The 13,199-nt window shown below is 42.5% G+C and carries 13 protein-coding genes and 1 tRNA gene; 7 read left to right on the top strand and 7 right to left on the bottom strand.

Annotation, left to right across the window (positions count from 1 at the left end):
• Positions 1-42: 42 nt before the first annotated feature.
• Positions 43-1,221 (bottom strand): rubredoxin reductase RubB, encoded by a 1,179-nt coding sequence (gene rubB, locus FTU40_RS01715; RefSeq protein ID WP_100328821.1) that lies wholly within the window; start codon positions 1,219-1,221, stop codon positions 43-45.
• A 96-nt stretch (positions 1,222-1,317) separates the two neighbouring features.
• A complete protein-coding gene (gene rubA / locus FTU40_RS01710) occupies positions 1,318-1,482 on the bottom strand; it encodes a rubredoxin RubA (RefSeq protein ID WP_005096258.1) in 165 nt (54 codons plus the stop codon).
• Positions 1,483-1,970: 488 nt separating this feature from the next.
• On the opposite strand from rubA, the gene FTU40_RS01705 reads away from it, so the two are divergent.
• Positions 1,971-2,513: an adenine phosphoribosyltransferase gene (locus FTU40_RS01705; RefSeq protein ID WP_005096259.1), complete on the top strand. Its 543-nt coding sequence runs from the start codon at positions 1,971-1,973 to the stop codon at positions 2,511-2,513.
• Positions 2,514-2,900: 387 nt separating this feature from the next.
• Here the strand turns inward: FTU40_RS01705 and FTU40_RS01700 are convergent, their stop codons facing one another.
• Positions 2,901-3,395 carry a YqiA/YcfP family alpha/beta fold hydrolase gene (locus FTU40_RS01700; RefSeq protein ID WP_180039516.1) on the bottom strand — a complete coding sequence of 165 codons (495 nt, stop codon included), beginning with the start codon at positions 3,393-3,395 and terminating at the stop codon, positions 2,901-2,903.
• A 382-nt stretch (positions 3,396-3,777) separates the two neighbouring features.
• On the opposite strand from FTU40_RS01700, the gene lysS reads away from it, so the two are divergent.
• Positions 3,778-5,307 (top strand): lysine--tRNA ligase, encoded by a 1,530-nt coding sequence (lysS, locus tag FTU40_RS01695; RefSeq protein WP_005172002.1) that lies wholly within the window; start codon positions 3,778-3,780, stop codon positions 5,305-5,307.
• Between the two features lie 352 nt (positions 5,308-5,659).
• Here the strand turns inward: lysS and trpS are convergent, their stop codons facing one another.
• Positions 5,660-6,673, bottom strand: a complete 1,014-nt coding sequence (trpS, locus tag FTU40_RS01690) for a tryptophan--tRNA ligase (protein ID WP_074383091.1) — start codon at positions 6,671-6,673, stop codon at positions 5,660-5,662.
• A 189-nt stretch (positions 6,674-6,862) separates the two neighbouring features.
• Between trpS and FTU40_RS01685 the strand changes: the two genes are divergently transcribed.
• On the top strand, positions 6,863-7,789 hold the full coding sequence (locus FTU40_RS01685; RefSeq protein WP_180039514.1) for a DUF808 domain-containing protein: 927 nt from the start codon (positions 6,863-6,865) through the stop codon (positions 7,787-7,789).
• A gap of 48 nt (positions 7,790-7,837) precedes the next feature.
• Positions 7,838-8,743, top strand: a complete 906-nt coding sequence (locus FTU40_RS01680) for a neutral zinc metallopeptidase (RefSeq protein ID WP_180039512.1) — start codon at positions 7,838-7,840, stop codon at positions 8,741-8,743.
• 243 nt (positions 8,744-8,986) lie between these two features.
• On the opposite strand, the gene FTU40_RS01675 is transcribed toward FTU40_RS01680, so the two are convergent.
• A complete protein-coding gene (locus tag FTU40_RS01675) occupies positions 8,987-9,541 on the bottom strand; it encodes a hypothetical protein (protein ID WP_005171992.1) in 555 nt (184 codons plus the stop codon).
• Positions 9,542-9,770: 229 nt separating this feature from the next.
• Between FTU40_RS01675 and FTU40_RS01670 the strand changes: the two genes are divergently transcribed.
• Complete coding sequence (locus tag FTU40_RS01670; RefSeq protein ID WP_005171990.1) at positions 9,771-11,270, top strand: sodium:proton antiporter; 1,500 nt, start codon at positions 9,771-9,773, stop codon at positions 11,268-11,270.
• Positions 11,271-11,457: 187 nt separating this feature from the next.
• Positions 11,458-11,754, top strand: a complete 297-nt coding sequence (locus tag FTU40_RS01665) for an MGMT family protein (RefSeq protein WP_005096272.1) — start codon at positions 11,458-11,460, stop codon at positions 11,752-11,754.
• 53 nt (positions 11,755-11,807) lie between these two features.
• Here the strand turns inward: FTU40_RS01665 and FTU40_RS01660 are convergent, their stop codons facing one another.
• On the bottom strand, positions 11,808-12,248 hold the full coding sequence (locus FTU40_RS01660; RefSeq protein ID WP_180039510.1) for a universal stress protein: 441 nt from the start codon (positions 12,246-12,248) through the stop codon (positions 11,808-11,810).
• A gap of 240 nt (positions 12,249-12,488) precedes the next feature.
• Positions 12,489-12,893 carry a hypothetical protein gene (locus tag FTU40_RS01655; RefSeq protein WP_005096274.1) on the bottom strand — a complete coding sequence of 135 codons (405 nt, stop codon included), beginning with the start codon at positions 12,891-12,893 and terminating at the stop codon, positions 12,489-12,491.
• 176 nt (positions 12,894-13,069) lie between these two features.
• Here FTU40_RS01655 and FTU40_RS01650 point away from each other — a divergent pair.
• Positions 13,070-13,146 (top strand) — tRNA-Met (locus FTU40_RS01650).
• The last annotated feature ends 53 nt before the right edge of the window (positions 13,147-13,199 follow it).

Below are 13,199 nucleotides of genomic sequence, written 5' to 3'. Positions count from 1 at the left end.
TAAAGGATATTTTGTTTAAAAAATATCCTGAGTATTAAACCTCTAAACCACAGCAGGAATCAAGTCAGGAACCTGCTTGGTCAAAGACAGACGTTGTTTGCCCGCAGTTGCACCCAAGAGTACAAAGCCACGTAAAGTGCCGCTACCGTCGATGGCTTTGGCCAGCATGCCATCTTCCAGCTCTTCAGTTTCCCAGGTGACCTCAACATCGACTGGTGCAGGCAGGACAGTTAAAGGTGCAGCAGGCGTTTTCACTGCCACTGGCATAGCCGGATAATGTACAGCCGTATGTTCGCCATTCAGGGTTTTTGCCAGCGCGCGCGCCTGTTGCATGATGGGCATGACATAAGGCAATAAGGTACCATTCACTTCAGCACAGTCACCTACAGCATAAATATCGGCATGATTGGTTTCCAGTTGCGCCGTGGTTAAAATTCCACGACTGGTATGAACATCTGCCTGTTTGGCCAAAGAGATATTCGGCTGTAGACCTACCGCAGACAAAACCACATCAGCAACGAGAGACTGACCATTGGCCAGCATGACCAAATAGTCACCATTTTCAGCACGAGAGACCTTCTCGACCGTGGTGCCCAAGACGAAATGAATGCCGGTTTCTTCAAGGTTTTTCTGGAAGGCCGTTGCAACATGTTCAGGTAATAAACGGCCCAGCGGTTGAGGTGCCAGATCGATCACTGTGACCTGATGCTCGGTATTTTGCAGGTCATTGGCAAATTCGCAGCCAATCAGGCCTGCGCCTAAAATCACCACGCGTTTATCTTCACGTGCCGCCAGATTGCTGCGGAACGTCTTATAGTCACTTAAATTATTTACCACATGAATGTCATCACTGGCATCACCGGAAATGGCTAAACGTACCGGGTTGGCACCGACCGCCAAGACCAGTTTGGAATAATTCTGGGTGCTTTCCTGACCATCTTTCTCAAGTACCAGCTGATGGTCTTCCGGATGAATGGCTTTGACCCAAGTCTGCTGTTCAATCCGCATATTCAGTTGTGCCGACATTTTTGCAGCATCGCCCAATGCAATCTGTTCAGGCGCTTTCTTGCCAACCAAAGCATTGGAAAGGGTAGGTTTGGCATAATTTATCGCATCATCCGCGCAAATCATCCGCAGTTCATGCTCTGGATTAAGTTTGCGAAATTCACGTGCTACAGCATAACCTGCCATACCTGAACCAATAATAACGATAGGATGCATAGTCGTTTCCATGCTGTAGGGCTCCATGCTGTTTTATATGAGGATAAAAAGGACATAAAAAAAGACCATATTGACATGGTCTTTAACTGGGCGTGCTCAGACTTCGATCATTTCGAAATCGACTTTAGACACGCCACAATCTGGACAGGTCCAGTCATCCGGGATATCTTCCCATTTGGTTCCCGCCACGATGCCGTCTTGAGGCCAACCTTCCGCCTCGTCATAAATCCATCCACAAACGATGCATTGATACTTTTTCATGTAACTCTCCAAAACTGAGCAAGTGTAACCGTCAGCTTAAAATCCATAAAATGGCAAGACTCTAAAAGAATATGACTTTTTAACAGTGAACATATTTGGCTAAATTTTTACGCAGTTCTATTCAGAAAGTAAAGTGAATAAAAGCTTAATCAGCGAAATTAGCAGCAGAATGACTTTGGGATTCAGTATTTCTCTGAAAATGAGTCAAATCGGCTTTGCTGGCAAATGCTGTGGAGTGATGAAGCGGCTGCTGTGGCAAAATTTAGCTTAAATGAGGCGTTATAGACCAAAGTCGTGCAGTAAAAACTGAGGTTTTTATATAATTTAGAATCAGTAAAGTCTAGATTAAATATTTTTATAATAAATGAATTTAATAAAATCAATAACTTGTGCTTAAATATTGAGTTTTTATTATACAGCTCGGCTTGTTCATTGGCTGGAAATAGGTTTAAAATTCGCATATTCCTTTTCTTTTTTTAAGATCTCCCATGAGCAATTTGTCTACTTCTTTGTGGTCTCACATTCGTACGGTCCAAGATTTTCCAAAACCAGGAATTTGCTTTTATGATTTGACCCCACTTTTCATGAGCAATATTGGTCCATTGACTGATGCCCTGATTGCCAGCATTCCTGCTGACAAACTGGCAGAAGTAGAAAGCTTTATCGCAGTGGAAGCACGTGGTTTTGTGTTGGCGAGCCTGTTGGCACAACGTACCGGCAAAGGCTTGTTATTGGTGCGTAAAGCAGGAAAATTGCCGCCTCCAGTCGTGGGTGTCGGTTATAGCCTGGAATATGGTCTGGATCGTTTAGAAATGTCTGCGGAAGTTCAGTCTCAGAAAGTCATCATTGTTGATGATGTTCTGGCAACAGGCGGAACTTTAAAAGCGGTAAATGAATTGGCACTCAAATGTCAGCATGAAGTACTAGGTGCAAGTATCTTTCTTGATCTTCCTGATTTGCATGCTGAATTAGGTCTGGATATCTGGTCAGTACTGGATGATAAATCTCAGCCTGAAGCTGCGGTTGCCTAAATTGTAGATTTAAAAAAAGCTCCTCAATATCGGTAATGCCGGTCAGTTAAGAAATTGACTGGCATTTTCTTTTTTAAATTCATGATCATATTTGACAAGTAGAAAAGTCATCCGCAACTGTTTGAGGCAGGACTAGATTTAAAAATGATTGTTTCTGCGACAAATTTACTAGTCGATGGTGGCTGACGAGTTTTGCGGTGAGGAGTGTTGCTCCGCAAGATGCCTTCCTTGCGAAGCTTCGCTTCTCATTTGGGCGAAACCAAAGTAACAAATTATTTTCAAGTATTTGATTTATAAAGTTAAGACTCCGCCGTGAATGACTAAAAAGTTAAAGAGTCTATTTCTAAACTCCTTAACTGATCAGCATTACCTCAATATCGGGGCTTTTTATTGTCTGATAAAATGATGTTCAATTTCCTGAATCAGCGTATTAATCTGTTCAGGATGTTCTAGTCGATGATGGCCGCCATCAACTGCCTGAATTTGCATATAGTCTTCAAGCTGTGCCTGAACTGCATGCATATCCAGAATTTCATCGCCCAGTTCGAGATAGGCAAACTGCGGAATGTCATGCTGTAAATCGCCATGACAAATTTCCGGATAATCATCTCTGAAATTGGGTTGCAAAATGGGATTCGCCACCACACAGGGAAGGTGATAAGCCTGCGACATTTTCAGTGCCCAATAGCCGCCAAGATTATGACCCACCAGAATATCCGGTTTGATGGTTTCAATCATCTCATGATAAAAACTGGTGACCGAATTATAGCTCAGATTACGATAATCGACATCAATACAATATTTATGCACGACATCAATTGCATGAAACTTGGTGGATTCTCTGGAGGAATCTAAGCCATGTAAAAACAAAATCTTAGACATAATCTTACTCATTTTTATGGGGCATGCCATATTGGTATTTATTGATTGGCACATCATCTTCAATCTGAGCATCATTGTAGAACGTGTGGACATTCAAGGCAGTTAGCTATTGGTCTAAGCCAGCATTTTTTTGTGCAGTGATTGGCTCTACCTCGTCACACACTAGGACTTTCATCTAAGTAATCGCATAATCGGTCCCAAATCGAGCTGAATTGTATTGGTAGAGTGGATTAGATTGACGGGATAAGGTTGGGAAAATGCCAAGATAGTGGATTTTTCCAAAGAAAAGCCGCTTCCTGAGAGTGTTTAAGCTACGATTCGGGTAGGATTTCTGCTATTCTAGGCAACTTCTATTTTTTAACTAATCTTATTCGAGGCAGAGATGACGCAAACTAACGCTCAATCGACTTCTGAACAAATCATTTCCGAAAACGATTTAATTGCACAGCGTCATGCCAAGTTAAAGCAAATCGAAGCTCAGGCACAAGAAACTGGTAAAAGCCCATGGCCAAATACCTTTAAGCGTGAGCATTATGCCCAAGATTTACAAGACCAGTTCGCTGATAAATCTAAAGAAGAAATTGAAGCAGGCGAAAAGGTCTACGTCAAAGTTGCCGGTCGTGTGATGTTAAACCGTGGTTCATTTATTGTGATCCAGGACATGACAGGTCGTATCCAGCTTTATGTCGCCCGTAAAGAACTCGCTGCAGATGTACTTGCGACCATCAAAGGTTTAGACCTTGGCGACATTATTGCAATCGAAGGTTATATCGGTCGTTCAGGCAAAGGCGATCTGTATGTACACATCGAACATTTTGAATTATTAACCAAATCATTGCGTCCGCTGCCAGACAAGTTCCACGGTCTGAATGATACTGAAGTAAAGTATCGTAAACGTTATCTTGATCTGATCGTGAACGAAGAAACCCGTAAAACGTTTGAAATTCGTGCCAAAGTGGTTGCAGGTATTCGTGCCTTCCTGACTGAAAAACGTTATATGGAAGTTGAAACGCCAATGATGCATGTGATCCCAGGCGGTGCTTCTGCGCGTCCGTTTGAAACGCATCATAATGCACTAGATATGCCATTGTTCTTGCGTATTGCGCCAGAGCTTTATTTAAAACGTTTGGTGGTGGGTGGTTTTGAACGTGTGTTCGAAATTAACCGTAACTTCCGTAACGAAGGGGTATCTACGCGTCACAACCCAGAATTCACCATGATTGAATTCTATCAAGCCTATGCAGATTATAAAGATCTGATGGAATTGACCGAGCAGATGCTGGAAAAACTGGCGCTGGATATCTTGGGTTCGACCGATGTACCTTATGGTGATGAAGTGTATAGCTTCAAAGGGCCATTCAAGAAAATTTCAATGTTTGATGCAATTCTGGAAAATAACCCGCAATTTACTCCGGAAAATGTCAATGACCGTGAGTTCCTGGCAAAATTCCTTCAAGAAGAATTGAAAGAGCAAGTGAAGCCAGGTTTTGGTCTGGGTAAACTGCAAACGATTGTGTTTGAAGAAACAGTTGAAACCAAACTGCGTCAACCAACATTCATTACGGAATATCCAGCGGAAACTTCTCCATTGGCACGTCGTAATGATGATAATCCGCACATCACCGACCGTTTTGAATTCTTTATTGGTGGTCGTGAACTGGCAAATGGCTTCTCGGAATTAAATGATCCAATCGACCAGGCGGAACGTTTCCAGGCACAGGTTGCGGAAAAAGATGCGGGTGATGATGAAGCGATGCATTATGATGCAGACTTTGTAGAAGCACTGGAATATGGCCTACCGCCAACAGCCGGTGAAGGTATTGGTATTGACCGTCTGGTGATGATCTTTGCTAATGCAGCAAGTATCCGTGATGTGATCTTGTTCCCGCATATGCGTCATAAAAATGCATAAGTGCTGAATTTTAGAAAACCCGCTTAGGCGGGTTTTTTTATGCTTTAAATCGCTATACTAAAAAATTAAAGACAAAAAAAACGCAATGATTGGGGTGATCATTGCGTAGAAAAAGGAATGTTTTTTTCAAACTACATCAAGATTAACTGTGGAGAGAGTTAAATCTGATTCCTTACTGTATGTAGCTATATTACGACCCGATAAGGCTTGACTCAGCAGTATTCATGTTAATAGATGTTAATTAAGGTTAAAACTATGGAGATTCTATGGGCGAGTTTGCTGCTTTATCGTGCATAAACACCTCGCAATAAAAAAGCCCTTCATATGAAGAGCTTTAGGTGATCAGTTTATGTTAGAAACGGAATACACCTAAACCGGTTTTCACTTCATCTAAAGTCGCCTGGGTAATATCACGACATTTATCTGTTCCGGTCTTTAAAATATCCATAATATAGTCAGGGTCTTTAGCCAGTTCAATACGGCGCTCACGGATTGGACCGATCAGTTCTTTGAGAATGCCTTCCAGACGTTTTTTCACCGTACCATCGCCCAAGCCACCGCGACGATAATGAGCTTTGAGTTCTTCCAGTTCTTCTTTATTTGGATCAAAGGCGTCCAGATAAGTGAATACTACATTGCCTTCAACCTGACCTGGGTCTTCCACACGAAGATGATTCGGATCGGTATACATGGCGTTGACGGCTTTTTTAATATCTTTATCTGTCGCATCCAGCACAATGGTATTGCCCAAAGATTTTGACATTTTCGCCTTGCCATCAAAACCAGGAAGGCGGCCGACATTAGACAGTAGCGCTTTACATTCTGGTAACAGGTCATGACCGATTTGACGGTTCAGACGACGCACGATTTCATTGGTCTGTTCGATCATTGGAATCTGATCTTCACCCACAGGAACAACAGTGGCCTTGAATGCTGTAATGTCGGCAGCCTGAGCCACCGGGTAACACAAGAAACCTGCTGGAATATCGCGCTCAAAACCACGCATCTGGATTTCAGATTTAATGGTCGGGTTACGCTCTAAACGTGACACCGTCACGAAATTGAGGTAAAGCATCGTCAGTTCGTTTAAGGCAGGTAAACATGACTGAACACAAATTGTAGTTTTAGTTGGATCAATACCGACAGCCAGATAATCCGTTGCCACTTCAATAATGTTACGACGTACTTTTTCAAAATTATCGGCATTATCGGTGAGTGCTTGAGCATCAGCAAGTAACAAGTGTTGATGGTGAGAATCTTGCAGGCCTACACGAGAGCGTAATGAACCGACAAAGTGGCCGAGGTGAAGTTGTCCGGTAGGACGGTCGCCCGTCAAGATCACTGGACGATTATCTTGATTACTCATTATTTATTCCAAAGGGTAGTCAGTACTACAGCTGTATTTTAACGAATGGCAATATTGTACGGTATTCTGTTTTTGATTGTCAGCCAGAAAAAAAGCTGTATTAAAAAAATCTTATTAATTAAACAAGTGAATACAATATTTTTAAGAATTTTGATTAAAATAAACTGAAATATGATAAGGATAATAAGTATGGCGAGCAGTTTATTACTATTATTAGATGATATTGCGACGGTCTTGGATGATGTGGCTGTGATGAGCAAAATGGCAGCCAAAAAAACAGCAGGCGTCCTCGGTGATGATCTGGCTTTAAATGCACAGCAAGTGTCAGGCGTACGGGCAGATCGTGAATTACCAGTAGTCTGGAAAGTGGCCAAAGGTTCTTTTGTCAATAAGCTGATTTTAGTGCCGCTGGCCTTGTTAATCAGCTTTATTGCCGGCTGGCTGATTAACCCCTTATTGGTGCTGGGTGGTTTGTTTCTGTGTTATGAAGGCGTGGAAAAAATCGTACACACCTTGCATACACCGAAGGCCAAGGATGCTGAACAGGCCCGTGAGCAACTGATCCAGACTGAAACAGATTTGCACCAGTTTGAAAATGAAAAAGTCAAAGGCGCGATTCGCACCGACTTTATCCTTTCGGCTGAAATTATCGTGATTACCTTGGGGACGGTGGCAGCAGCCTCTATGCTGACCAAAGTTACCGTTTTAAGCCTGATCGCGATCGTGATGACCATCGGGGTCTATGGTTTTGTTGCCCTGATTGTCAAACTGGATGATATCGGTCTGCATCTGACCGAGCAGCAGTCCGATTTTAAACAACAAATAGGACGCGGCTTGTTGGCATTTGCCCCGATTCTGATGAAAATTTTATCAGTTGTTGGAACTGCTGCGATGTTCCTGGTCGGTGGGGGAATTATTAATCATGCTATTCCTGTTATTCACCACTTTACTGAAGATAGTGTTAGCTATGTACAGGATATTCCCAGTATCGGAAATATTGTAGGTGCCCTGACACCGACCTTGATTAATTTCGCCGTGGGAATTTTAGCGGGTCTGCTGGTGATGCTGGTCATCAGCCTGATTAAAAAAATCTGGCCCAAATCATCAAAAGCTTAAGATGCAAAAATATCTGCAAATTGAGCAGATGAAGAAAAGGAAAAAACTATGCGTTGGAAAGGTCGTCGTGTCAGTAGTAATGTAGAAGACCGTCGCGGTGGTGGTGCCAAAGCTGGCGGAATCAGTATTATTGGGTTGATTGTGGCTTTTGTGGCCTGGAAATTCTTCGGCGTCGATCCACAGCAAGCTTATCAAACCACCAAACAGGTCACCCAAGGCGTATCGGGTGCGGCGGAAACACGGGGTCTGGAAAATCCTACGCCGGAACAGCAGGAGTCGATTGATTTTGTCGGCACCGTACTAGCAGATACTGAAGATACCTGGACTCAGGTGTTTCAGCAGCAGTTAAATCAGCAGTATGTTCCCCCAAAACTGGTTTTGTTCAATGGCATTGTGAATTCGGGTTGTGGTACGGCTCAGGCGGCGATGGGGCCTTTCTACTGTCCGGCAGACCAGAAAGTTTATATCGATACCGCATTCTTTAAAGATATGCGTACTCAGATGGGGATTAGTGGGGAACAGAATGCCACCGAACTCTCCCGTAATGATCAGGCCGGAGATTTTGCGCAGGCTTATGTGGTGGCCCATGAAGTAGGTCATCATATCCAGACGATTTTGGGGATTTCCTCTCAAGTACAGCAGGCACGTCAGCAGGCAAGCGAGGTACAGAGTAACCAGCTTTCAGTGCGCCAAGAATTGCAGGCAGACTGTCTGGCTGGAGTCTGGGCCTACCATAATCATCAGCGCACCCAGTTTCTGGAACAGGGAGATGTGCAGGAAGCTATGGATGCCGCACATAAAATTGGTGATGACTATTTACAGAAACGTGCTCGCGGGCAGGTGGTACCGGACAGCTTTACCCATGGCAGCAGTGCGCAGCGCGTACAGTGGTTTAATACCGGCTTGAAATCGGGTCAGGTTTCGAATTGCGATACCTTTAACCAAAATATTTAGCTTGTTTCCAGATAAAAAAGGAGCAGGTGCCACTGCTTCTCATCATTTTAACTTTGGTTATAGTTTGAATCTATGACGTCATGAAATCCTGCTTTTGACAGGTCAAAAGCAGGCAAAAGTCTTTTGTTCGCCATACACAACATGCTTGTCGTGATGGCTAAGGTGTGACCTCCTTGTCACACTCGCGTCTCCAAAATCTACTTAATTCAATTGTGGGACAGCTGTGGAGCAGGCAATCCTTTTTTATTTATGCAGAAAGCGCCGGAAATTTCTTAATATCTTGATACTGACAAATAATGCGGCCAAAGCAAACAGGGCAATGGCAAAGACCGTATATTTGAGATTGTTGATGTCATTTTGATAGAACTGCTGCATATCATGGTTGGTATATTCGAGAGCCGTGACTTTGCCAGTCCGGCTATCTCTAAATTGAATTTTTTCAATATAAAACAGATTTCCCGCTTTAATTAGGTGGACGCTCTGGATTTGACGGGTATGTGACTGATTGTCCTCATCACTACATAAAGCGCTGTAATGCTCACAATTGATTTTGGCTACATAACCATTTCCTGCAATCAGAATGAAAATGGCATTGTCCGGTCGCTGGTTATTAGATACCAAAACATACTGTTCGCCAGTTGTACTTTTCAAGGGAATACGGGTTGCCTGCTGATAATGCTGTTCTGCCTGCAGAATCTCCTGAATTTTAGCGAAGCAGGTAAAACATAAGGATAAGGTGATCAGAAAAATCACGCTCGCAAAACAAAGACGAAAAATGGTTTTGACAGTTTGGTGCATGGGAGAAAAATTCAAAATAGAAAGATGGGAAAGCAAAAGCCGAGTGCTGATCTGTATGTTAAATCATCATTCGGAAATACTGAAAAGAAACTTAACTCAATTCGATAAAAAGAGGATTAAACTTGTTTTGCTAGAATGCCTTTTTACTAATGCTCTGCTATTCAAATCTCTATTTTGACCATGCCGCTCGGCGCATATTGCTCCATCTCGCCCGACTTTAGGAAACCGAATGGGAAATTTCTTTTTTCTTCAGCTACTCACGGTGGTCTTTGCACTTTCCATTGCCACCACTATGTTTAATAAGCGTGTTTTAGGTTTTCCGCAAGCGATCGGTGTTCCGATTGTTTCGGCCATCTTTGTTTTTATTTTGCAATGGGGCGCCAGTTTATTACAAGGTAATCCATTCTTTAGTATTAATATTGACAATATCGAGCAGGCTGTTCGTAATATCGATTTTTATGACTTTCTGATCAATGGGGTGATCTGCTTTATTCTGACCTCATCTGCACTGAAGTTTAAGGTTTCAGATTTACGTAATCATTGGCGACCGATTGGTATTTTGGCAAGTTTAGCGTTGGTCTTTTGCGCGGTGTTCTTTGGTGCAGTTTTATATGGCTATCAGTTCCTGATTGGTAATCATGTGGATTTACTGGTGTTGTTATTACTTGGTGCGGCTTTGGGGGCGACTGATCCGATCGGCATTAAAGGTGTATTGAGTTCAGTTCGCGCACCGCATCATCTGATTGTCAAGCTGGAAGGCGAATCGTTATTTAATGATGCCATGTGTATCGCCTTATTTATGACCTTGCTCAATGTTCTGCAAGGCGAAAACTTTACGGTACTGGCTGTCATGCAAACTTTATTGTATGAGATTGTGGTGGCCGTACTGATTGGTCTGGGATTTGGCTTTGCAATATTAAGAATTTTGCGTGGCAAGCATGAAATGGAGTCACTGATTCTGACCACTGCTTTATTGGCATGTGGCTCTTATCTTATTGCTTTATTGGCCCATGCTTCAGCACCGATTGCCTGTGTCATTGGTGGCTTAATTGTCGGTAATAAATGGAAAGAAATTCTGGCCGATGCCGATATTGGTGACGTGAACCATTTCTGGCATACGGTTGAAGGGATTATTAACTCCTTCCTGTTTACTCTGATTGGCTTGGAGTTGTTTATTCTTGACCTGAGTACCAGTCTGGTCTTGGGCGGGATTGTGGCATTTATTATTTTACATTTAGCGCGCTTTGCTGCCAATCACTTGGCATTTGCCATGTTCCCCAAAATACGCCGAAAAAGCTATAACGGCAGTTTAACGATTTTGTCCTGGGGCGGTGTGCGTGGCGGGATTTCCCTGGCGCTTATTCTGGCGGTGGCCAATATTCCTCAGCTAGAGGCTTATAGCAGTATCTTGGTGGGCTATACCTTTATTGTGGTGCTCTTGTCGGGTCTGGTGTGTGGTCTGGGCTTACCTGCAGTGATGAATGCTTTTTACTATAATCCCGAGGAAGACACACAGGGCTTTAAAGGCTGGTACCAGCGTATGTGCCACAAGCTGAACCGTAAGGGTTTTCAATATATTGTCGGAGAAGATGTCAAAGGAAATGAAACCATCACTATTTTTCAGCCAGAGATTCTGATTGATCAGAAAGATATCGATGGTGTTGCTACCGTACATCATCCAGACAAAGTTCAAGAGGTAAAACGGCTGGAAAATCCAGATAATTTCTAAAGATAAAATCCAGAAGATAAAGCGCTACTGGATTATGTTTAATAGTGAAATGAGATTGTTTGAATCAGGCTTGCTCATTTTCTTATAGCTGTTAATAGGGGGATCAGGGCGTGATCTTTTATTTACAGGTACTATTGAACAGATGAAATGCAGCAAGACAAGTTCAGCCAGTCAGGAAATGGCAGAGATGATTTTGACTGTGGTCAGTCAGATCCCTTATGCAAAAGTTGCAACCTATGGGCAGATTGCCAGACTGGCCGGTTTACCTCAACATGCACGTTTAGTGGGTCGGGTTTTAAGTCATCTGGAAGAAAATACCGACATTCCCTGGTATCGGGTGATCAATGCACAAGCTAAAATCAGTCTGAACAAGCTTGATTCATCTGGCCAGAATATTCAGCAACAAAAGCTGATACAGGAAGGGATTGTACTTGACGGTGATCGTGTGGATTTAAAACGCTATCAGTGGGATGGTTGGGTCTAGATATAAAAAATCCCCGCTTTTAGAAAGTGGGGATTTTAAGTTTGATGCACGGATTACTTGCGAATAACCATCACTGGAATATCGGCCTGACCTAGAATGCTTTGAGCTACGCTGCCCAGGAACAGTTTCTTGAAGCCAGTACGGCCATGTGAACCAATTATGATCAGGTCAGAATTTAAATCTTTCGCTGCTTTGACAATCTCGCTATAAATCACCTGGCCTTCAAGTAGCTGGGTATCTACTTCAACACCTGCACCAGAGAATTTTGCTCTGGCTTCATCCAGAGTTTTTAAGATCGAGGTGCGGGCACGTTCAATCAGGTCGTTGGTTTGCGCTGCAGAGATATATTCCGCAGCAATATAAGGGTCGAGTGTCAGTACCTGTACCACTGTCACTTTACTGTTAAATGCTTTGGCAACTTCGACTGCTTTATCAACGGCAGCATAAGATGTTTCCGAACCGTCAATAGGGACTAAAATATGTTCAAAAGGCATTAGAATTCTCCTGTTGGGAATTAAGTGTTATAAAAATGATGACACGTTAAACCGAGTACGAATAGTTGTTTATACTTTGATCATAGCCTGTATTGTATAAAAATAAAACCAAGTAAATACATAGGTATAATGTCTAATAGATTAAACAGTTAAGCGCAGGTTTCTGAGTTTTAAGTTTCATGGTTTATTGATTTTAAATAATTGAATTATATGAATTTACAGGAATATTCAAGCTGATTGTCAATCACATTGAATGGATGCCGGGTCCAATTTGATTTGTGGTGCCAGTTGTTCATATTGATTTAAAATCGAATGCGTCTCAGGTGCGAAAATTTGTTGTTGCAGTTGCTGGATTTTATGTTCGTTCACATGCAAACGTGCACAATAGAATGCAATCTGATTTTCTTTGGCAATGGCCAGTCGTTGAGTCTGATCATATTCCGGATAACGCTTGATTTGCTGTTGAGCCCGACTTAATTGCGCCAAGGTGCGTTTCTGTTGCATGCTCATGAATTGTTGATGATTAATCCACTGTGCCACATCGCGACGTACTCCATTATAGTTGACAAAAATAGGAGAAATCACTTGGCAGGCGGTGATTGCTAAAGTGCTGAGCAAAAGAATCAGTATGTTAATTTTGTACATCGGTGAAAGCTCCAAGCATTAAAGTTCTTCATAAGAATATGTGAAATACCAAATAAAAAATCTAATATTGTTTAAAGTTTAAGAGTTTATTCTTCATTTGCATAAAGACTGAACATTTGTGTTTTAAAATGCTTGACGATAGCACCTGAAATTACGATAATGCGCACACAGTTTACGGCTATGTAGCTCAGTTGGTTAGAGCACCGCACTCATAATGCGGGGGTCACAAGTTCAAGTCTCGTCATAGCCACCATTTTAAAAGACCAAGCTCTCAGCTTGGTCTCTTTTTTTGTCTTTTAAAAAGTA

Origin of the sequence: Acinetobacter sp. YH12100 (assembly GCF_013419135.1) — a bacterium.
In the GTDB taxonomy this organism is placed as follows: Bacteria; Pseudomonadota; Gammaproteobacteria; order Pseudomonadales; family Moraxellaceae; genus Acinetobacter; species Acinetobacter pseudolwoffii.
The sequence above is the reverse complement of the archived record's forward strand: the minus strand, read 5'-3'. Positions and strand labels throughout refer to the sequence as shown.